The following is a 20,448-nucleotide window of genomic DNA, read 5'->3' on the forward strand; positions in this document are numbered from 1 at the left end:
GGTAATTCAAGGATACCGGCTTGTTCTATCCGCTGGTTGTTCAACGCCTGTGCGCGGATACGGTTATTTTTGAAACCACGGTTTCTGACGAACAGCCAGGGAAGCACCAGTGGTGAAGATATGGCTAAAAACGGCCACCAGAGCGGCGATATTCTAAAAGGCATTATATGACCTCCTGTAATGACTTGTTATTTTTCCTGCCGGCTTTCAACAGCATAATCAAAGCAAAAAGTCCACATATCAACATTATTGTATCCTCATAAACACCAAATTTTGGAATCTGAATAAAAATTGGAAATGGAATTGCCCATATCATGAGCAAAATATATAAAAATTTATTTGTCCCGGGCAGTGCTGCAGCCAGCAGAACAAGAGCGAATGCTGTTGTCGGGCAGGGATGTGTTCCCACAATGATCATCCCGGGAAAATAATGGCCCGCTGCCATTCCAACCAGTGGATACGCAAAAACAGCAAAAAGCAAAAAAAATATTACCATTTGATGCCATCTGCTCCCTGGCCATCTAAAGCTTATTTTCTTTTTGAAAATATCAAGCCCGAATAACGCGGACAAGGTAATAAATAATCCGGCCTGCACCCTTTCTTGTATCCCTGGAAAAAGCTGGGCGTGCATGAGAAAAAAAACAATTCCGATCCATGTAAAGCAAAATATGAAATAAATTTTTACAAAAAAATCTGTCAGGTTTCCGGGCCTTTTAATAATCAGCCAGGTAATGATGGCTGCAATAAATACGGTAATGATTTGTAACGGGAAAATATCGCTGCCATATGCCCGAATGATTCCCCACCATGTTTGGGTGTCTATCATATTACTTCTCCTTTAAATTCTTAATTCATATCCGGGGTAATACCGGATATTGTTGGTGTTTATTTACCCTTTAACAGCTTTATCGAATACATTGAAAAGGGAATCAGCAGGATTATCGAAGCGGTTAAATTTATGATTTCAATCTCTGGATTCAGCAGCAGGGCAGATCCCAAAACAATAAGAATACTTTCAAAACGTGAAACTATCTTTGATCGATAAACAGCGATTGAGATAAACAGAAAGCCCAAAGGAAGAAGCGGGAGGGAGTTTAAAATACATAGCAGCCCTTCCATATTAAGCAAGGCATCCAATGCCGGTATGATCATATTGAGGTTTTCATCAGTCAATGTATCAAACGCACTGATTGTGAAACAAATAGCACTTTTGTTGCCAATGAGCATTAAAGCACCCCAGACTGCAAAAACATAACCGGAAAAACCCAACCAGGGTGCAGTATTTTGGATTTGCCTGTAATAATGTGTTGCAATAATAATCAATAACGGAGCACTCATAAATTCCAGAAAATGTGCAAAATGAAGCATGTTATTTCCACGAAAACGGACAATCCAGTCCTGCCCGCTTGACATTGAACCCGGCTCCACCAGGTTCGGGTGAAGCAGATTGGCAATAATAAAAAATGCCGGAAAAAAGAAAAATGAAAACGCAGTTCCAAAACGTATTATATCACTGATACCTTTTGGGGCTATCGGGTTGTTTTGTTCCATAGTACATCTCCTTATGCGACTGACTATCAGTCAATTTTATTAACTAATAATATCTATCAAACCGATACCAAAAGGCTCCTGCCGCCTTTTTTTAAAGGGTTGCCCAGAACATTAAACCCGATATTTTTAATATCCTGTATCACCTGGTGGAAATTTTTTTTAGACACATGGAATCTGGGTTCAACAATCAGGCATTTACCCCCCCTTTTCAAAAATGTTTTAACTTCCTGCATAAATTTAATATGGTTGGGTGTCTCATGAAGCATGTAAAATGCCAGGACAAAATCAGCTGTCACATCCTGGTCCAGACCGATTTGATCCTGGGGACAATTGTGAAGCGTTATTTTCTGGGAAAGATTTTGTTTTCTCGCCTTTTTCTTAACTTTTTCAAGCATTTCAGGTTGAAGATCCACAGATATGACACGGCCGGATTCCCCGACCATTTTAGCCATGTCTATGGAAAAATATCCGGGGCCGCAGCCAAGGTCTACGACCGTATCTCCCTCTTTAATATACTCACCCACTACTTTTTTGGGGTTTTGAATAAGCCGCCGCAAAAAATTGTCCAGAAAAAAGGAATGATCATGACTGCAAATATCACCTTTGTATTCTTTGTTATACATATTCAATCTCCTCTATTAGTGTTTATAAGCTAAACACTTTAAATAAAAAAATATTACTCTCTGGACTGAATTCTTCGTTTCAAAAAATCTTCAACTCTTTCCAGAAAATTAATAATAATATTGATTTCACTGGTGTTCAGTTCTTCCATATATTTTAAAAATCCGCCATCCATTGTTTCATGCCAGTGTCGATGGGCCCAAAAAGCTGTAAATCCTTTTGCGGTTAACATTACAATGGATCTTGACAGATTTTTCGGGTCTGTTTTTTTCAAAGAAAGCCCCTTTGCCTCAAGCCTTTTCAGGCTTTGCGAAACCGCTCCTTTTGTTATTCCAAGATACTTTCCAATATCTGTAACACTAAGGTCCTCATTATCACCGATAATCTCAATCAAATGAATTTCAGAGCGGGAAAGAAGCTCCCCCGTGCCAAATTTCTTAGGAGCCTTTTCAAGTTTCTGAGCAAGGTCCATTATGGATTGAAATTTTCCGTGTATAATGAGTTTTTCTTTATTCATGGTCCATAGTGTATATATCATATACGCTTTTGTCAAGAAAAAATTTATTTAAATTTTAAATTGAATCTTTGCAGCAGCTTCCAAATCGTCCAAAAGGTTGTTCAGATCAAACCCATACTTGGCTGATACACTATGAATGGTTTCAAAAAGTGATTTGCAGCAAATGCACTCTTTTGCAAGCGCATCGTATTCCTTAAAAACCGACAGGGTTTCCTTATAAGCGGCCACAACATCAAGGACTGTCATTTCCGGATTGATGAGTTGATGACCATCGTTTTGCTTATTAGACATATGACTCCTTTAATATTTTTTCCAGAGCCTGTGGGATATGGCGGATGATTTCGCCAACCTGGGTGGCAGGAGTGGGTTTTGCAAAAAATCCGGCAAGCCGGTTAACTTTTGCTGCAATTTTGGCGGCTTTTGAAACTTGTATTCCTGTGTCTGCAAGCGCAGTAACAATGCCGGTGATCGTATCCCCTGTCCCTCCCATAGCCTCCATGGCTTCGGCTATTGGGCTGTTTACAGAAAAGACAACACCATTTTTATCTGCAATAAAGTCTGTTGCCCCTTTTACAAGTAAATTTTTTGCAGCATTTCCATGCAGATACGCCCGGCTGATAAGATCAGGAATCTTATTATCATCGTGGAGGATAAACCCCCGGGTATAAAACGGATGTGGTGCGGCTTCATCAGCAAGAAACGAAAGCTCTCCCACATCCGGTGTAAAAAGATCATAAAATTGAGCCTGACCGCTCATCTTGGCAGCATACATAAAGCCGGCATCTGCGATCAACATTGGTTTTTCTTGAAAATCATTCAGCATAAACAAAATTCGGTTATGCCAGTCTACATCCGGCTGAAGGTAATGGAATACAATGGTATCAAAATCAATTTGGGGCCCGTTTTCAACCAGGTATCGATACAGCTCGCGACTGCCGTCGCCAAGCCCTATATCACCTGCAATAAATCCGGTTATATCTCTTGAGCCCAGTACTTTTAAAGTATTGACCATAGCACCTAAAAGCGCAGGAGTTCCCCGGTTCACCCGGACATATTTTCCATCGATACTGAGCCTGTTTTCAACCATATCCACCCTGCCCACAGTCAGGGGGAAATTGGGATCCGGGACGGTGCCTACCACTGCGAGCATCTTTTCTGCATCTCCTTAAAAGCAAGTCCAAGGGCATAGCCGCAAAGGGTATGCCCGATGTCCAAAGGGTTGGGAGCCTGTGCCATGGTTTTGCCCACAAGTACACAAGCAAGATACGGCACATCCGGGCAACCGCCTCCGGAAACATTGACAATCAATTGGGTGCTTTTTTCCACAGTAATTTTCATATTGGCAGCCCTGACCATGAGGAATTGGCCAAAATCCTTTATATGAAAAAGATCCACCGGCTGGAGCAGGGGGTCCGTAACCGGAACCGTTTCAATAGGCGGAATCCCTGACTTTTCAAGGAGTCGCAGAATATTGAGTTCCTGGATCAGGGGGAACTCAATCACGAGATCACACCCGCTCTGAATTTCCGGTGGTGGGCCCATCACCCTGATTTCCCAGTCATTCGCCAATAAAATTCTTTGGGCAGCAATGACCTCGCTTGTATTTTCAAACACAAGGATACCCAGTTCAGCCCGGGAAAAATTATTCTGTTTTTTTTCTTTGAACAGCTTTAATTTAAACAAGAGTGCCCTAATCCTTTACAATGGTAATCCGGTATTCATCCCCCTGCTGCCGGATATCATTGACAGTGTATTTTTTGCTTTTTGCCGCCCTTGAGACATTCTCTTTTGAAGCATCTGTATCCACCAGAACAATTATCTCTTTTTCATTCCCTGATTTAACGGCTTCCATAAACATTAACACTGGCTGAGGACATGAAAACCCTCTTGCATCAATCGTTATACTCACGGCTATACTCCTTTGATATTTTTTCTCATTGTAAACCCGATAAACAGGCACACGATAAGACCGACTGCCACAGCAGCAATTCCATGAGGGCCAACACCTTTGGGTGAACTTGCCAGTCCGAAATTATGTGCAATGGCAGCTCCCATAATCATTCCCAGAACAAATACGGCTGCATCACCATCCCCTTCACCGGAAAGGAACAACTGACGTCCGGGGCACCCTCCTGCCAGAGCAAAGGCAAGGCCCGCAAGCACCATGCCTGCAAAATTGGCGACATGCATGGTATGGGAAACCGGCTGTCCTTCAAATCCCGGATTGAACTGGCCCAGAACAAGATTTGTAACAAATGCAAAAAGTACAAGAGAAATCAATCCCGTTAAAAGATGAACATGGCGAAACAAGATCAGATCCCGGAAAGCTCCCATGGTGCAGAACCGGCTTCTTTGGGCTGCAAACCCGATCACAAGCCCGATCACAAGGGCTGTAAACAATGGTGCATGCATGGCACCAGGGCCTTTAAGGCTGTAAAACAATACCCCGTTTTTATTTTCTCCTGCCACCTGGGGATATAGAAACATCAAGCATAAAAAACCCAGCATGATAAGGGGGAACACCAGGCCGACACTTTTATGAGTTGCCTGGCTTCGGCCCAGGTTGTACCCGTTTTTTAAAAAAAGGACGCCGATCCAGATTCCCCCGACTAATCCCAGCAGGCAGATAATGGCATTACCGTCCCCGCCGGCAAGGCGAAGCAGAGCACGCCAGGGACAGCCTAAAAAAACCAGGGCTCCGATCATGGCAAAAACACCCAGAACAAACCTGACAATGGGTGCGGATCCGCTACGGGGTTTAAATTCCTTAAAACTTAAACCCGCAATTAAAGAGCCTAAGACAAAGCCAATAATTTCCGGACGCATATATTGCACTACACCTGCTCTGTGAAGCCCTAAGGCCCCTGCAATATCCCTTTCAAAGCATGCCACACAGATCCCCATGTTTCCCGGGTTCCCCATTTTCTGCAAAATTCCCGCAAGAATACCGATAACTGCGCCGACACAAACAATCCCCCATCGACCGGCAAAAAAATTCTTAGCCATTTTATCTCATCCTTTCAAGCCATTAATATAGTTCAAATCTCTACGCATCACTCGGTTAAGTCTTTTTTCCACAAATCTTTTAGAAAATCCAATTGATAATTAAAATATAAAACCCGTCATCCATAGAATAAATTAATACAGGCTGTGATATTTTCTTGCTCCAGATAAAATAACAATCTTTGTTCCAAAGATCAGTCCTGTTCAGTTCTATGCCATTTTAAAGTCTATTACGAAAATATAAAAAAATACTTGAAAAAAAAAATCTGTCATAATATGTATACTTGAATTTCAAAAAATTTAGACACGAAGTCTAATTACAATTAATATAAAATTTATTTAAAAAAACAAAACCGCAAAAACAATGGTATTAAGAAAATACTAATGTGGGTGCGGTTTTTTTGTTTTTAGCCTTGGAGGCTTATAATGAAAAAATTGAACTTCGTGATAAATATACTTTTTTGTTTTTTTCTTGTTGTAATTGCTAATGCAACAGAAGAAGGGGCAAAAATAATTACTCTTGATGAAATTGTTGTTTCAGCTAATCATATTGATAAAAAATTAGGAAAAACTCCTGCCAGCATATCTATCATTACAGCCGGGCAAATAGAAGATATGGGAGCAAATAATATAGTTGATATTGTTAAAACCATACCGGGAGCAACTAAAGATAGCGATAGCCGGGAGAGAGTGACTATTCGCGGTAACCGCTCATCTCAATCTGCTGGAGTTCTGGTACTTGTAGATGGTGTGCCATTGAATTCAGGCATTAGTAATTATGTAGAATTTGATGCCATTCCTGTTTCAGATATTAAACAAATTGAGGTTCTTCGTTCATCAGCTGCAATGATTTTTGGTCCGGATGCAGCACGCGGAGCTATTAATATTATTACAAAAAAAGGAAAAACGGAAAAACCGCAATTCAAAACAGCCATTTCATATGGCTCGTGGAATAGTAAAAAAGCATCTGCAAGCATAGATGGAATGGTGAAAAATTGGGATTATCGTTTGGGGGGGTCATTTTTTAATACGGACGGTTATGAAAATGATGAAAAAAAAAGAAGTGCTGTTAGGTTAAATACCGGCTATAATTTTTCAAAAGATAGCAGGGTGGGGTTTAGCTTTTCACATCAAGAAACAGACTATGACACAATATATGCAAAAACAAAGTGGCAGATTGATAATTATAGAGAAGAAAGTATATTCCCAAAATCAGCAACAGACGATACGCTTGTTCATTTCAGAGAAAATGAGAATGAAAATTCGGCTTTTAGTATCGATTTTGCTCATAAAGAGGATAAATATTTTGCAAACAGCTTAATTTCTTATGATAAGACTGATCATATTTATCAATATTTACCAAAATGTTTAGATGCTGCCGCAAGCAAAACAAGTTCGTATTATGATTACAAGGAGGATAGAGACAGTGACAGGTTACTTGCGAATGCATCAATGGGTTATTATTTTAATTTTAATAATGATGTAAGATATACGCCGACGTTGGGAGTGGATTATGAAAAAAATTCATTTGATCAATTGCGGACATATCCGTGGTCGCCAACACCGTTTTCTTCTTCTCAAACAACTGCTGTTAGTAAAGCAAACATAGATTCCAAAAAAGAACGGTTTGGTCTCTTTCTTGATAATGAAATAGCCTTTGAAAATTTCGAATTCAATTTTGCCATACGTGCTGACAAAGTAAAATATGACATAGAAAATCAAGTGCCGCAAAAGATAAGTAATGATATAACTGATTACAGTTGGAACATAACACCTCTTTATTACTTAACACCTTCCTCATCACTATATTTTTCAGCTTCCAAATCATATTGGCATCCTGCTTTAATATATTATAAATACGCCATGGAAAAGGATTCCCCTTTAAATAAACCGGAAGATTTAAAATCGGAAGAGTATCTTACTTACGAGCTTGGTTATAAAGCCGAGTTTAGTTCAAAACTAAATCTGGCTTTGTCGGTTTATTCTATGAATGTAAAAGATAAATATATGTCTCTTTATGATGGAAGCTCCTGGAAGGGATATAAAAACATTGGAGATGCAGATCATAAAGGTGTTGAATTAGAAGCAAACGGAAAACTTTCTTCTTTTTTTGAATATCGTTTTCAAGGAGCATATCAAAGTGCAAAATGGGATAAAGCAATTTTCAGGGCTTATGAATTTGGAACATCAGCCTCTAGTTCGAAGGACAATTTTGATATCTCAGGAAAAACAGTACCGCATGTCCCCGAATTTACTTCTACACTTGGTTTAGATTTCTATTTTTTAGAATTTTTCAAACTTAGTGCTGATGCAAATTATTATGGAGAGCAGGAAATTGATGTTCTTAATCGTTATCAGACTGATGCCTATACAACTCTTGATTTAAGACTTTCATACAATCGCAAAAATTATAAAATATGGTTATCTGCCTTTAATCTTTTAGACAGAAAAGAAGAAAATATATTTAATGAGGGGGGAGCAGGATTCCCTGATGGCAGCCCAAATCACACAATGTACTACCCATTAGATGGCAGATATATAGAAGCAGGTATCAGTTTTATTTTTTAAAATGAAAAAAAATACTATTATAACAGTCCTCCTTCTATCTCTATTTTTTGCAAGTGAGCTGTTTGGTGAAATCATTCAAGATTCTACAGGCAAATTTATAACTCTTAAATCACCTGTTAAAAAAATAGTGGTTTTAACATCCGATGCCTTGGAAATTATTCGTGCCATTAAAGCGGAAGAATATGTAACAGGCGTTCATTTTGAGGTTTCAAAAAAACCTCTGTTTTGGCAAGATTTAAAAAACAGAACAAAAGTCGGCAGCTGGAGAGAGGTTAATTATGAGTTAATTGCACAATTAAAACCCGATATTGTTATATGTTATACAGATTATCCAAGCCGGACTCTAGAAAAAAAATTAAATCCTTTTGGCATTAAAATCATCCGGCTTAATTTTTATAAACTGAACACGATTGAAAAAGAAATAAAAATACTCGGACATATTTTAAAAAAAGATAAAGATGCTGAGAAGCTTATATTATGGTACAGGGAAAATTTAAATTTTATACAAGAAAAATTGAAAAATATTGAATCGCGCCCAAGCGTTTATATTGAAGGCTATCTAAATTACAATACTGTCGGGAAAAATTCCGGAGGCAATGAAATGTGTCTGCTTGCTGGTGGAAACAATATAGCTTCAAATATTTTAGTGCCATATCCTAAAATAACGTCGGAATGGGTTTTATCAAACAATCCGGATATTATTATTAAAGCGGTTGGGAAAAACAGCCGCACTTCGGCAGATGATTTAAACTGCTTAAAACAGCTCTCAAAAAAAATAAAATCAAGAACGCTCTGGGACAACATTGAGGCAGTGCATAATAATAAGGTGTTTTTAATTTCAAACGAGATATGGACAGGTTCAAGAACTCTTATCGGTTTAAGCTATATGGCAAAATGGTTTTATCCAAAACTTTTTAAAGATTTTAACCCTGAAAAACTGCACAAAGAATATTTTAAAAAATTTCAGGGTATTAAATTCTATGGGACATACGTTTATTGAATATCAGCAATGAATACAAAAAAAACATCAAAAAGAAAATTTTGTTATTAACTTTTCTTCTGCTCGTTATGTTTATAGCCGCATTAATTGGCATTTCTAATGGTATTGAATCTTTTGATTTTAAAAAATCGTTTACAGCCTTTTTCTCAAATGTCGGTTTGCAACATAAAATTATCTGGGAGTTAAGAGTCCCTCGTATAGTTATGGCAATTTTAACAGGAAGCGGACTTGCTGTTGCAGGAACTGTTTTTCAAGCAATACTTAAAAATCCCCTTGCCTCGCCATATACTCTTGGCACAGCATCCGGTGCCGGCTTTGGGGCTGTTATTGCAATTTTTTTTCTTGATGCTGATTTTTTTTACAAAGAATATTTTGTTGCCAGCAGTGCTTTCTTTTTTACGATGCTTTCATCTCTTATCATTTTAAGCATTGCAAAAATAAAAATCTTTACAAATGAAACAATGATACTTGCAGGCATTGCAATAATGTTTCTTTTTTCATCCCTTAGCTCTCTTTTTCAATATCTGGGAACCATGGAGCAAGTGAATGAAATAGTATTCTGGTTTTTTGGAAGCTTATCCAAGGTTGGGTGGAATGAAATAGGGATCGCCTCTGTTATGATACTTCTTCCTATGCCGTTGCTTTTTAAATGGTCCTGGAGTTTTAATCTTATTGCTGCAGATGATGAATCTGCAAAAGCCCTGGGAATAGATGTTGAAAAAGTAAAGATATTTGGAATAGTGTGTGCCTCTTTAATTACAGCAGGGGCAATATGTTTTACCGGCGTAATAGGTTTTATTGGAATTGTCTCTCCACATATCGTTAGAATGCTTATCGGATACAACCATAGATTTCTATTGCCCGGTGCCGCACTTGTCGGGGCATCACTTGTATTAACAGCAGATACAGTCGGCAGGATAATATTACCGCCGCAAGTAATACCGATAGGGATTGTTACCTCTTTTATTGGCGTACCTTTTTTCTTCTATTTATTGATGAAAAAAACAAAAGAGTATTGGAGATAAATTGTTAGATATTCAAAATCTTTTTTTTAAATACAAAAAAAAACTTGTTCTTAATGATATTACATTAAGCTTAAATAAAGGTGAGATTTTAAGTATAATAGGGATTAATGGTTCAGGAAAAACAACACTTTTAAAATGTATTGCTAACATAATAAAGCCAACCAAAGGCAGGGTTTTAATTAATGGCAAAGACAGTTCAAAAATAAGCAGATTAGAAAGGGCAAAGTATATTTCATATCTTCCTCAAAATATCCCCTTTAAATTTCCCATTATAGTTTTTGATGTCATTTTAATGGGAAGAATGCCTTATATTAAATGGAAACCAACAGAACGAGATATAAATGCAACTTCAAAAATTATCAAGTCTATGAAATTTGAAGATATTGCATTGAAAAATTTTGATCATTTAAGCGGAGGACAAAAACAAAAAGTCTTACTGGCAAGGTTGTTTGTACAAAATACGGATTGCTTAATCCTGGACGAGCCGACAAGCAGTCTGGATTTGAAATATCAAATTCAAATCATGGAAATGATAAAAGATCTGGTTAAAAAACAAAAAAAATCGGCCATTATAGCCATACACGATTTAAATATGGCAGCAAGGTATTCAAATAAAATTATAATGTTAAATTCAGGCAGAATTTTTTGCTTTGACAGTCCGGCAAAAGTATTAACCAAAGAAAATATCAAAACAGTTTATAAAGTTCAAACCATAATAAATAACCATAATAATTTTTTACAAATATCGCCAATCAAGGTGATTGATTAAAGGAGGAATAAAATGGATTGGGATAAAGTAAAAGAAGATACTTATTATAAATGCAGGAAACTTGAAAGTGATGCAAGGCATGATGCAGACCCGGATAAATGGGAGGAATATGCAGATATTAAAAGTATTAAAGGCAGTTATGTCTTGGGAATTTATGGATATATGAACGCTGCCTCTTTATCAGAAGTAAAAAAAGAAATTGATAAAGCAATATCATATTACAAAAAATCCTTTAAGATTGCTATTAAAGCCAAATACAAAGAGCTTATTGTTATTTTGGGCTATAAAACGGCACAACTGTATGAAAAAGAAAAAAAATGGGCTGCCTGTATAAACGTGTATGAAGAGGTTGCACAATTTTGTGATACACAAGGAGAACATTTTCTATCCGCAGATGCGTATGAGCATGCTGCAGAAATGATCGTTTTATCAGGAAAAGATGCAGCAAATTATACAAAACCAATTGATTTGTGGAAAAGGAATATTACCCATTGGGAAGAAGAAGACCATATTCATGATGCCGTATGGAGCAGAGAGCATATTGAACTTTACAAAAAACTGTTTGGAATAAAAAAATGATAGGGTTATTGTTTCACGGTCCCGAAGTTTTTGATTCCATGTGGGCCAAAAAAATTATTAATACCATAAAAAAAATAGATTCTGTCAAGTGTGTATTAGCGGGGACTATGGGCCGGACTGCTGTTATAGACAGTGGGCTTGAAAATATTGAATTCTGGGATGAAATGCCAAGCAATTGTCTTTCCCGCATGGCTTTAAATTTAAAAGATATCATTATTGTTAATTACGGCAAGACGCTTCACTCAGGTTTAACTTTTGGCAATATGATTATTAAGCGTGCGGGTTTAAAAATACCCATTCTTCAAATTGAATGCAGTCATCCCTGTTTTGTAGAGTGGAACGACAATAATAATCCTGTTATTATTTCTATTCTACAAAAAATGGGAATTAAACAAAAAAAGCCACACAAGCAAATTGATACCGACTCTCCTCTGGTATGGAAAAAAAACAAAAAAACATACCGAAAAATAACCACAGCAAACATAAATGATTTTGTTCTTGTAGACGGCATCATAGTCGGCACGGCTTTAAAAACAGAAATTGTATTTGTCTCTAAAGGGAAACATCTTATTGAGATTCAAGGGGCTCAAATTAAAGAGCACGGAATAGAAAAACTGGAAAGATTTGGAGGCATTGATTTAGAAACTATTAAACTTACAACATCATCTTTTCTCAGACGAACAGAACATATACCGCGAATAAAAAAAACAAACGGCACAAAAATCACATTTATAGATCATGCGGGAATGTATGTATATAATTTAACAAATGACACAAAAGGGATTGTAACCGTTGGAGATGATACCACTTCCATCGTTGGCGATATTATGTATCGTTTTCAAATTCCTGTCATAGGTATTATTGATGGTGATGAAGATATTATCCACAAAAAGGCACACATAACGCCAGGCTCAATGAAATTAACAGTCAAGGCAGACGACATATTCGGTTTAAAAGTTTTTAGAGAAATATTTAATAACAAAAAAAATATAGCAATGGATTTCAAAGTGCTTAAAGATCAAATAATTAAAATTGCAAAAAATGATTTAGTTAAAATCCAGCATTATTAAAATTTGTATTACAAATTAAGTCAATAATATCCGGTTAATTATTTGCGTATAGATAGTAGAAAAGCAAATAGGAGGTTACTTTACCCTATATATCTGTTAAAGTGCCCGAAAGTTTTAATTTGGGGGAGTAACCAATGCTTAAAAGATTAAAATTTATTATTTACACCCGGCCTTTTATTATTTTTATTTATTACTTTATCCGGATTTACAGTATGACCTTCAGGCTCAGGGTTGAAAATGAGAAACACTGGCAGGAACTTATGAAACAGGGCACTCCCATTCTTTTATGTGCATGGCACCAGCAGTTTTTCTCAGCTATCCACCATTTTAAAACCTATTCCAAATACAATCCCGGCCTGATGATCAGCCAGAGCAAAGATGGAGACTTAATTTCAGGAGTGGCCAACAGGAGCGGCTGGCATACCCCCAGGGGTTCTTCTACACGGGGGGGGAGACAAGCCATGGTTCTGATGATTAATCATTTAAAGACTTACGGACTTGGCGCCCACCTCCTTGACGGCCCCACCGGTCCCATCGGCAGGGTCAAGGGCGGCGCAATCAAGATGGCCATTGAGGCTGATGCAGTGGTGGTTCCTTTTTATACGTCCGCAGAACATGCCTGGTTTTTCAATTCATGGGATAAATTTATGCTGCCCAAACCCTTTTCACGGGTCTGTATCACCTTTGGCCGGGAGATCCGGTTTAATGCATCTGACGATGGGAATGATTTTGAACGCCATCGTTTATATCTTGAAAATATCATGAGACCCAGACTATGCCTTTAAGGATTCCGGCAATGAATAAATCCACAAATATTTAATCGTCCAGCACTTCACGAATTTTATTAACAAAATCATTCATCACAATCGGCTTCAATAAAAAGCCCTTAATACCCAGAGATGCTGCCTTTTCTTCAGATATGGTTTCACTGAACCCTGTACAAAGAACAATAGGCATTCCTTTTCGAATTTTTAAAATCTTAACAGCAAATTCGTCTCCTGCCATCTGAGGCATGGCCATATCGGTGATGACAAGATCAAAATAATCCGGATTTTTAGAAAAGGCCTGTAATGCAGATAACCCGTTTTTAAATGCTGCTACTTTATACCCCTGTTTTTCCAGGATTGCCTGTGATGTGACAAGAATATCTATTTCATCATCCACGAGCATAATTTGTTCAGTCCCTTTGGGTAAATCTATTTTTTTGTTTTCTGAGAAATTATGGGAACGCTTATTTTCAGTGACTGGCCAGAATACCTGAAACGTGGAACCATGGCCAACCTTACTATATGTTTTGATGTAGCCATTATGCTTTTTAACAATGCCGGCAACCACAGCCAGCCCAAGGCCTGTACCTTTATCAAGTTTTTTTGTTGTAAAATACGGGTCAAATATTCTTTCCAGGGTTTCTTTATTCATGCCATGACCTGTATCTCTTACTTCAAGTTTAACATAATTACCTGGCTTACAGAAATTTGCCATAAATTCGCTCGGGTGTGTAATTTCTACATCATTTAACTCCACAGATAAAATTCCGCCTGAATCACCCATCGCGTGATAAGCATTTGTGCAAAGATTTATAACGACCTGATGTACCTGGGTGGAATCTGCCAGAACCATTGCTCTGGATGATATATTTTCTTGTATTTTAATGGTTGTGGGTATCGAGGAATGTAAAAATTTAATTGCTTCTTTGACAATAAAATACAATTCAAGCGGTTTTTTCTTGTATTCCACCTGCTTGCTGAATGCCAGGATCTGTTGTACCAGTTCAGCAGCCCGTTGAGCACCTTTAACCACTTGATTTAAATTTTTCTTTATTTTTACAGGATCATTAATATTCATTCCTACCAGGTGGGTATAACCGAAAATACCGGATAAAATATTATTAAAATCATGGGCAATTCCTCCGGCAAGGGTCCCAATAGCCTCCATTTTCTGGGATTGTCTGAGTTGATTTTCTATTTTTTTTCGTTCGGTAATATCCGTTAAATTAACAACAAGGCCAGTGTTTATCCCTTGACTATCCTTTATTATCGCAGCACTAAGGAAAACATTGATAGTCTTATCATGTTTGGATAACCTCTTTGTTTCAAATCGAACAGGATTTCCAGATTCATAAATTTCTTTTATTTTCAAATGGGTAATTTCTTGCTGGTCATCAGGTACAAATGGGATACGTCTGCCTTGCAGTTCATTTAAGGTCCATCCAAAGATATCAGCAAAGACAGGATTTAAATATAACGGATGTCCATTGATATCGTACACCACAACAGGATCAGGGTTTGCTTCAAAAATCGCTTTTAATCTTTCTTCACTTTTTCTTAATTCCTCCCCGGCTCGTTTGCGGTCAGTGATATCTTCAATAATACCATCGAAATATTTGACTTCATCTTCTTCATCTTTTACCGCTACGGCAGATATTGAAGCGGTGAATAAAGTCCCGTCCAACTTTTGCAATTGTAATTCTTTATTTCTTACTGTGCCTGTTTTTAATATTTCAGCAGCAACTTGCTTCCTGTCATATGGACTCTTGTATAAATCAGAAACGCTTACTTTAAAAAATTCCTCCATACTGTCAAAGCCGAACATTTTCACAAGAGCAGGGTTTGCCTCGATGAATTTGCCTTTAGATCCTACAGTATTTCTATAAACCCCTACATTAAGATTATTGATTAAAGATTTATATTTTGCTTCGCTCTCTTGCAGAGCCTTCTCTGCCTGTTTACGTCCCGATACGACTTGCTCCAATTCCAGAATCCGTTGCTCCAGTTCTTCATAAGTCGATTTTTCAGACATAATTCAGTCCTTGAGCCTTCTCAATTTATTTAAGTTGTGAGTGCTTGCAAATTATTAAATAACAGAATGGTTGCAATAATCTGCACACTCCCCAAACCATAAAACCACTAGAATACTTTAAATATTCCGGTCAAACTAAATAAAAATTACAATAATATATATTAGGATGTAAGACAAATTAATTTTAAAAAAAAGAGGGTTGCTTGTATTATCTTGACCAAGACATGGCTGTTGATATACAAAGTTAGGTCTAAAAATTTGTATCGTCAAGTGCTATTGTTTTCAGACCGGCATCTATAAGTCCCCCGGTTACAAATATGCTCATAGGGACCTTGTTCCTTAAAATCCTCATTTCAATAGAATTACGGTTTGATCTTTCTTTCATTAATTTATAGAGCTCAATAGGCCCTCTTGTAATTTGGGCATTGTCATATTCTGTAATAATATCTCCTATTCTTAACTCGGCAGAATGCACATATGAATCGTAAAAAACTGAAGTGACCCTAGCACCAAAATAGTTCTTTTTGTGAATATTAATCTTTGGTTTTTCTTCGGAAGGGATAAAGTCAAATTCTGATTCTGGAACAAAATATACCCTTATCAGTTTCTCGAAATTGTAGATAAAGGCATAACTTTTCTCTCCGATTGATTTAATTATTTTTTTTAAAATACCTTCCACACTCTCATCTTTTATGAAAAGACTGATATTCTCTGAGCGCCTGCCATTTAACCCTATTATGGTAATTTGAAATTCATTTTCAATTTCTTTGAAGATCTTATCCAATGAGGTTGATGTGAAATTAATAAGGTAGGAGCCATTTTTAAATATTACAGTGTTTGTCTCTGCTATTATTGATTTCACATTAAAAAAGAGGGGGGCCATGATTATTAAAAAAATAATAATAAAATTATTTCGTTTATTGTTCTTCAATAATCGCAGCCCTTAAAGATGACAGAATATTTTTTTAGAAGAAGTGTACTGCCTTAAAAATAATTCTGCTATAAATAATTCTTATTGTTTGACCAAGGTAATACTCCCGCTATAGCCATTTGAATGAGACCAATTAATATATATGGTGGTTCCTGATATCGTCCCATTCCAAGTTACTGTGCCATCACTTTCGACATGAGATCCTGATATATTATTACCCGACACAAGATAACTGCTGGAGAAAGCCTGATTATTATCAGTGTAGGTGCCGTCAGAATTAAAAGTAGTCCATTCAGGTCCATCGCTATCGCCTGAATATGACGTTCTAACCCAAGTCCCTACAATAGATGTTGTATCAGAGTTGTATTCATGCCTGTAATATCTGTTTTCCATAGTATTTTTATTGTACTGATTTGAGGTACCGTTGCCTGAATACTCGGAATACACTTCAATATCAGGAACCGATACATGAAAAAAGTTCACATCAATTCTACCGCTACGATCAAACCATATTTTTACGTACAAATCAGGATTATTCTCGCTACCCCAGTTTACATCTGACGGGCTTGCATAAAAATAACCCCAAATAACTCGATCTCCACCAGAAGTTGTCTCTTCTCCTCCCTTTTTCCAAACAGCATCAACATCACCTGCCTCCACAGTATTGATAACAGCCCTGATGGTAAGGTCAGTTGTGGCCTGGTAGCTGCTTCCATATGAGATAGACACTGATATTAAAAATAAGGTGAAAATAACAAGAAATAGTTTGAATTGTTTCATTTTTTTCTTCCTTTTTAATGAATAAAATAAAATGTTGTTTATTTTTTCCAAAATGTTATAGAAGAGAACTGTATCACTAAAGAAACATTGGCCTCCCTGACCAAGCATTATAATAAATGGATTGACTCATATGTCAACAATAAAGCAGCAATTCTCGGCCACCTACTATTTTCAAGTTTAGTTCATCTGTTTCCAGCAAATAATGCATGGAGTTTAAAATAATTTTTTAGTTGAACATAGTCTATCATGACGGCACATGGCTTTATTAAGCCTTCATACTGGCATGAGGGCAAAGGAAATATTTCAACTTATGTGGCGCAACATAGATTTTGAGAATGACATGATTCATGTTGTTGACACAAAAAACACTGAATCCCGTTATGCCTATATGAGCGATACCGTAAAAGAAATGCTGCAAAAAAACTTACAAAAAAAGACAACCGATTGTGTTTTTCCTGACAACAATGGCAACCCAACAAAATACTTATCAAAAATATTCCCAAGGGCGGTTGAGGATCTTGGATTTAATAATGACGTTACCGATGATAAGAACAAAACTTGAATATTAATTTAAAATATTATAATTTATATTATAGAATTTGAATAAATAATAAAGAGGCTAATCATGACAAAAATATTATCAGCACAAGTTGATGAATCCATAATTCATCAGATTGGAATATTAGCAGATGAATTTAATATGACCAATGAAGCTATTATTGAAAATGCTATAAAAATTTATTCAAAACAGAAAAGAATAGAACAAATTCAAGATAAAGATATCTTTACAAAAACTTTTGGAGCATGGCAACGTTCAGAATCCCCTGAAGAGACAATTAAAAAAGCACGTTCAGCATTTAATAAATCAATGGAAAGACACCATTGATGAAAGCATTTGTTGATGCAGATATTCTTATTTGGCACCTCCGAGGAGAGAAAAAAACCGAAGATTTTTTAATCAACCTCCGATATAAAAGAAAATATGAACTATACACAGGAGCAATGCAACGAGCAGAAGTTGCATTTTTTATACGACCTGGGGAAAAAGAAGCCACGCAATTATTCCTGTCATTATTGAAAACAAAGCCTGTCGATAAAGAAGTTATCGATACAGCAGCAGTTTTATATCAAAAATAGGCACCCCAAGTCACGGGATTGATGTAAACGATGCTATTCTTGTTGCTACAGCCATAAAAACTGATGGTATAATCTATACTCTTAATATGAAACATTATCCTATGCCTGAAGTAACTATTAATAAAGCATGGGAATAACAAGAAAGTCATTAACATAATAACACGCATCATAAAAACTCACTCCCCAAAAAGGATAGAAACTATCGGAAAATGTTTTCCTAAAAGTGTTACATTAATTTCCTAATTTTATAACATTTTTTACCCAAGTTATTCTGCTTAATCTTGATAACCATATTTTTTATATGGTGATAACCCTTGTTGCTTAAATGGTTTGGTAAAATAGTTATTTTCTATTGCAAAATTGGAATAAATATTGCAGATAGCAGTGAAAGGAAATTGAGATGAAAAAGCCAACTCAGTAAAGATACTGGGGCGGAAAGCTGCGGGTCTGAACTTTAGATAGCCGGGTTGCCATTAAGGTGATCCGATTTTTTGGTTTTATAAATATAGTTTTAACGGAGAATACAGAATGAAAAAGATTCTTATAATTTTTCTAACACCGATTCTATTGCTTCTATTTTTAAATATAAATATTGTTTTTGCAGCAATTCCACAAATTGAACGAGAAGCACTCATCGCACTTTATAATGCAACCGATGGCGACAATTGGAATAATAATACCGGATGGAAAGAACCACCACTTCATATAGATAAATTTGCAATGCCGGGGACGGAGGGTGGTTGGTATGGTATTTCTCTTAACAGCGAGAATAATTTTGTGAGTGGTATTTTTTTACATTATAACTTTTTGACAGGTATTATCCCACTTGAATTAGGTAATTTAACTAATCTTACTGAGCTAAATCTTAGGAGCAATCGATTGACTGGTAGTATCCCTCGCGAGATTGGAAACTTAGCTAAGCTTACAGAGTTAAATCTTAGGTTTAATCAATTGACTGGTAGTATCCCTCGCGAAATTGGTGGTCTTATAAGTCTTAAAAATTTTTTACTTTGGTATAATAATTTAACAGGTAGTATTCCTATTGAGATTGGTCAGCTACCCAGTCTTGAGTGCCTTGAGCTTTCAGATAATCAGCTAACGGGTAATATACCTCAGGAGATTCAGTATTTAAATAATCTTACTCAGCTTTATCTTAATGACAACAAATTGACGGGTAACATTCCTTCAGGGATTGGTAGTTTAATTCATTTAACCGATATTTACCTCTGTGGCAATCAACTCACAGGTAGTATCCCTAACGAAATTGGAAATTTGGAAAATCTTAAACTACTCTATCTTGGATGGAACCTCCTTTCAGAGGATATCCCAGACACGATTAGATATTTAACCAAGCTTGAAAGACTAAATCTTGGTGGGAATAAGCTAACAGGTGATGTCCTCTGGATAGTTGATTTAACTAATCTTACTTATCTTATTCTTGAAAGGAATCAGTTAACAGGTAACATTCCTTCCGGGATTGGTGGATTAAAAAATCTTGAAATTCTTACCTTTGCTTACAATAAACTGATTGGTGCGATCCCATATCAAATAGGCAATATACCTAATCTGAGGGAACTTCATCTTTCTTCTAATCAACTTTCAGGTAATATCCCTAGTTCTATTGGCGAGTTAAGCAAACTTCGGGTGCTTAAGCTTTATGAAAATAGATTAACAGGTGCGATCCCTTCTGAAATTGGTCAACTAACAAATCTTTTGTTTATTGATATAGATAGCAATCAACTAACAGGCCGTGTGCCGGATCAAACAATAAATCTTACGAAATTATATGATAATCAAAATAATTTTTGCGGAAATTATTTATTTACAGATAATCAGATCGTTAGAGATTTTTTAAATTTAAAACAAATTGGTGGGGATTGGGAGAGTTGCCAAATTGAGCCATGTATTGGTGATTTAGAAGGAAACGATAATGATGTTGATGGAGCAGATCTTTCTGTACTGGCAAATGATCCATCATTGATAGAATTGGAGATTTTAGCTGCCAACTTTGGCAGAACTGATTGTATGAATTATTAAACAGAACCTGGTGAAAAGCAGGGACGAAAAGAGACAGGTTTGAATAATGGTTGGGGAGTTA

Annotated in this window: 23 protein-coding genes and 1 riboswitch; of the genes, 11 read left to right on the forward strand and 12 right to left on the reverse strand. The window is 36.6% G+C overall.

All coding sequences use genetic code 11. From position 1 onward, the window contains the following. Nucleotides 1-163: 163 nt before the first annotated feature. Genes K8S13_RS11565 through yedE form a run of 9 tightly spaced genes read right to left on the reverse strand, consistent with a single transcriptional unit; the run spans nt 164 to nt 5,695 of the window. Nucleotides 164-826 (reverse strand): DUF6064 family protein, encoded by a 663-nt coding sequence (locus tag K8S13_RS11565; RefSeq protein ID WP_291462644.1) that lies wholly within the window; start codon nt 824-826, stop codon nt 164-166. A 59-nt stretch (nt 827-885) separates the two neighbouring features. Then, nucleotides 886-1,551, reverse strand: coding sequence for a hypothetical protein (locus tag K8S13_RS11570; RefSeq protein ID WP_291462646.1), 666 nt, complete (start codon nt 1,549-1,551; stop codon nt 886-888). A gap of 56 nt (nt 1,552-1,607) precedes the next feature. Continuing rightward, nucleotides 1,608-2,174: a class I SAM-dependent methyltransferase gene (locus K8S13_RS11575; RefSeq protein ID WP_291462647.1), complete on the reverse strand. Its 567-nt coding sequence runs from the start codon at nt 2,172-2,174 to the stop codon at nt 1,608-1,610. 53 nt (nt 2,175-2,227) lie between these two features. Beyond that, entirely contained in the window at nt 2,228-2,710 is a 483-nt protein-coding gene (locus tag K8S13_RS11580; RefSeq protein WP_291462649.1) for a MarR family transcriptional regulator, read from the reverse strand. A gap of 27 nt (nt 2,711-2,737) precedes the next feature. Beyond that, on the reverse strand, nt 2,738-2,980 hold the full coding sequence (locus K8S13_RS11585) for a hypothetical protein (RefSeq protein ID WP_291462651.1): 243 nt from the start codon (nt 2,978-2,980) through the stop codon (nt 2,738-2,740). Further along, nucleotides 2,973-3,839 (reverse strand): NAD(P)H-hydrate dehydratase, encoded by an 867-nt coding sequence (locus K8S13_RS11590; protein WP_291462653.1) that lies wholly within the window; start codon nt 3,837-3,839, stop codon nt 2,973-2,975. The genes K8S13_RS11585 and K8S13_RS11590 overlap by 8 nt, the downstream gene beginning before the upstream one ends. After that, a complete protein-coding gene (locus K8S13_RS11595; protein WP_291462655.1) occupies nt 3,824-4,372 on the reverse strand; it encodes a DUF3343 domain-containing protein in 549 nt (182 codons plus the stop codon). Before K8S13_RS11595 ends, K8S13_RS11590 begins: the two co-directional genes overlap by 16 nt. 7 nt (nt 4,373-4,379) lie before the next feature. After that, on the reverse strand, nt 4,380-4,598 hold the full coding sequence (locus K8S13_RS11600) for a sulfurtransferase TusA family protein (RefSeq protein WP_291462657.1): 219 nt from the start codon (nt 4,596-4,598) through the stop codon (nt 4,380-4,382). 2 nt (nt 4,599-4,600) lie between these two features. Beyond that, complete coding sequence (yedE, locus tag K8S13_RS11605; protein ID WP_291462659.1) at nt 4,601-5,695, reverse strand: YedE family putative selenium transporter; 1,095 nt, start codon at nt 5,693-5,695, stop codon at nt 4,601-4,603. Nucleotides 5,696-6,118: 423 nt separating this feature from the next. Between yedE and K8S13_RS11610 the strand changes: the two genes are divergently transcribed. From K8S13_RS11610 to K8S13_RS11640, 7 genes are all read left to right on the forward strand, one after another. After that, entirely contained in the window at nt 6,119-8,260 is a 2,142-nt protein-coding gene (locus tag K8S13_RS11610; protein WP_291462661.1) for a TonB-dependent receptor, read from the forward strand. Nucleotide 8,261: 1 nt separating this feature from the next. Next, nucleotides 8,262-9,260, forward strand: coding sequence for an ABC transporter substrate-binding protein (locus K8S13_RS11615; protein WP_291462662.1), 999 nt, complete (start codon nt 8,262-8,264; stop codon nt 9,258-9,260). Nucleotides 9,261-9,328: 68 nt separating this feature from the next. Then, entirely contained in the window at nt 9,329-10,285 is a 957-nt protein-coding gene (locus K8S13_RS11620) for an iron ABC transporter permease (RefSeq protein WP_291462717.1), read from the forward strand. Nucleotide 10,286: 1 nt separating this feature from the next. Beyond that, nucleotides 10,287-11,054: an ABC transporter ATP-binding protein gene (locus tag K8S13_RS11625; protein WP_291462664.1), complete on the forward strand. Its 768-nt coding sequence runs from the start codon at nt 10,287-10,289 to the stop codon at nt 11,052-11,054. A gap of 12 nt (nt 11,055-11,066) precedes the next feature. Beyond that, nucleotides 11,067-11,633, forward strand: coding sequence for a hypothetical protein (locus K8S13_RS11630; protein ID WP_291462665.1), 567 nt, complete (start codon nt 11,067-11,069; stop codon nt 11,631-11,633). Next, complete coding sequence (locus tag K8S13_RS11635; RefSeq protein WP_291462667.1) at nt 11,630-12,703, forward strand: DUF2117 domain-containing protein; 1,074 nt, start codon at nt 11,630-11,632, stop codon at nt 12,701-12,703. Before K8S13_RS11630 ends, K8S13_RS11635 begins: the two co-directional genes overlap by 4 nt. A gap of 134 nt (nt 12,704-12,837) precedes the next feature. Further along, nucleotides 12,838-13,488 carry a lysophospholipid acyltransferase family protein gene (locus K8S13_RS11640; RefSeq protein WP_291462669.1) on the forward strand — a complete coding sequence of 217 codons (651 nt, stop codon included), beginning with the start codon at nt 12,838-12,840 and terminating at the stop codon, nt 13,486-13,488. Between the two features lie 31 nt (nt 13,489-13,519). Here the strand turns inward: K8S13_RS11640 and K8S13_RS11645 are convergent, their stop codons facing one another. From K8S13_RS11645 to K8S13_RS11655, 3 genes are all read right to left on the reverse strand, one after another. Further along, complete coding sequence (locus K8S13_RS11645; protein WP_291462670.1) at nt 13,520-15,502, reverse strand: PAS domain-containing sensor histidine kinase; 1,983 nt, start codon at nt 15,500-15,502, stop codon at nt 13,520-13,522. Nucleotides 15,503-15,752: 250 nt separating this feature from the next. Beyond that, nucleotides 15,753-16,433 (reverse strand): hypothetical protein, encoded by a 681-nt coding sequence (locus K8S13_RS11650; protein WP_291462671.1) that lies wholly within the window; start codon nt 16,431-16,433, stop codon nt 15,753-15,755. Between the two features lie 81 nt (nt 16,434-16,514). Beyond that, a complete protein-coding gene (locus K8S13_RS11655; RefSeq protein WP_291462673.1) occupies nt 16,515-17,213 on the reverse strand; it encodes a hypothetical protein in 699 nt (232 codons plus the stop codon). Nucleotides 17,214-17,469: 256 nt separating this feature from the next. Here K8S13_RS11655 and K8S13_RS11660 point away from each other — a divergent pair, with 256 nt between their 5' ends. The 4 genes from K8S13_RS11660 (at nt 17,470) to K8S13_RS11675 (ending at nt 20,387) form a co-directional block, all read left to right on the forward strand. Beyond that, nucleotides 17,470-17,775 (forward strand): tyrosine-type recombinase/integrase, encoded by a 306-nt coding sequence (locus K8S13_RS11660; protein WP_291462674.1) that lies wholly within the window; start codon nt 17,470-17,472, stop codon nt 17,773-17,775. A 63-nt stretch (nt 17,776-17,838) separates the two neighbouring features. Then, the gene (locus K8S13_RS11665; RefSeq protein ID WP_291462676.1) at nt 17,839-18,099 is read left to right on the forward strand and encodes a hypothetical protein; all 261 of its coding nucleotides are present in this window, start codon (nt 17,839-17,841) and stop codon (nt 18,097-18,099) included. Beyond that, nucleotides 18,099-18,350, forward strand: a complete 252-nt coding sequence (locus K8S13_RS11670; RefSeq protein ID WP_291462677.1) for a PIN domain-containing protein — start codon at nt 18,099-18,101, stop codon at nt 18,348-18,350. The genes K8S13_RS11665 and K8S13_RS11670 overlap by 1 nt, the downstream gene beginning before the upstream one ends. 398 nt (nt 18,351-18,748) lie before the next feature. Beyond that, nucleotides 18,749-18,825: riboswitch (cyclic di-GMP riboswitch) on the forward strand. 53 nt (nt 18,826-18,878) lie between these two features. Further along, nucleotides 18,879-20,387 carry a hypothetical protein gene (locus tag K8S13_RS11675; RefSeq protein WP_291462678.1) on the forward strand — a complete coding sequence of 503 codons (1,509 nt, stop codon included), beginning with the start codon at nt 18,879-18,881 and terminating at the stop codon, nt 20,385-20,387. Nucleotides 20,388-20,448 lie beyond the last annotated feature (61 nt).

The sequence above is a fragment of the Desulfobacula sp. genome, assembly GCF_021107415.1.

Bases quoted from the DNA above. Each gene is read 5' to 3' on its own strand.
- K8S13_RS11565 (WP_291462644.1), bottom strand. From the start codon at position 826: ATGATAGACACCCAAACATGGTGGGGAATCATTCGGGCATATGGCAGC.
- K8S13_RS11570 (WP_291462646.1), bottom strand. From the start codon at position 1,551: ATGGAACAAAACAACCCGATAGCCCCAAAAGGTATCAGTGATATAATA.
- K8S13_RS11575 (WP_291462647.1), bottom strand. From the start codon at position 2,174: ATGTATAACAAAGAATACAAAGGTGATATTTGCAGTCATGATCATTCC.
- K8S13_RS11580 (WP_291462649.1), bottom strand. From the start codon at position 2,710: ATGATATATACACTATGGACCATGAATAAAGAAAAACTCATTATACAC.
- K8S13_RS11585 (WP_291462651.1), bottom strand. From the start codon at position 2,980: ATGTCTAATAAGCAAAACGATGGTCATCAACTCATCAATCCGGAAATG.
- K8S13_RS11590 (WP_291462653.1), bottom strand. From the start codon at position 3,839: ATGCTCGCAGTGGTAGGCACCGTCCCGGATCCCAATTTCCCCCTGACT.
- yedE (WP_291462659.1), bottom strand. From the start codon at position 5,695: ATGGCTAAGAATTTTTTTGCCGGTCGATGGGGGATTGTTTGTGTCGGC.
- K8S13_RS11610 (WP_291462661.1), top strand. From the start codon at position 6,119: ATGAAAAAATTGAACTTCGTGATAAATATACTTTTTTGTTTTTTTCTT.
- K8S13_RS11615 (WP_291462662.1), top strand. From the start codon at position 8,262: ATGAAAAAAAATACTATTATAACAGTCCTCCTTCTATCTCTATTTTTT.
- K8S13_RS11620 (WP_291462717.1), top strand. From the start codon at position 9,329: ATGTTTATAGCCGCATTAATTGGCATTTCTAATGGTATTGAATCTTTT.
- K8S13_RS11630 (WP_291462665.1), top strand. From the start codon at position 11,067: ATGGATTGGGATAAAGTAAAAGAAGATACTTATTATAAATGCAGGAAA.
- K8S13_RS11635 (WP_291462667.1), top strand. From the start codon at position 11,630: ATGATAGGGTTATTGTTTCACGGTCCCGAAGTTTTTGATTCCATGTGG.
- K8S13_RS11640 (WP_291462669.1), top strand. From the start codon at position 12,838: ATGCTTAAAAGATTAAAATTTATTATTTACACCCGGCCTTTTATTATT.
- K8S13_RS11645 (WP_291462670.1), bottom strand. From the start codon at position 15,502: ATGTCTGAAAAATCGACTTATGAAGAACTGGAGCAACGGATTCTGGAA.
- K8S13_RS11655 (WP_291462673.1), bottom strand. From the start codon at position 17,213: ATGAAACAATTCAAACTATTTCTTGTTATTTTCACCTTATTTTTAATA.
- K8S13_RS11660 (WP_291462674.1), top strand. From the start codon at position 17,470: ATGGCTTTATTAAGCCTTCATACTGGCATGAGGGCAAAGGAAATATTT.
- K8S13_RS11665 (WP_291462676.1), top strand. From the start codon at position 17,839: ATGACAAAAATATTATCAGCACAAGTTGATGAATCCATAATTCATCAG.
- K8S13_RS11670 (WP_291462677.1), top strand. From the start codon at position 18,099: ATGAAAGCATTTGTTGATGCAGATATTCTTATTTGGCACCTCCGAGGA.
- K8S13_RS11675 (WP_291462678.1), top strand. From the start codon at position 18,879: ATGAAAAAGATTCTTATAATTTTTCTAACACCGATTCTATTGCTTCTA.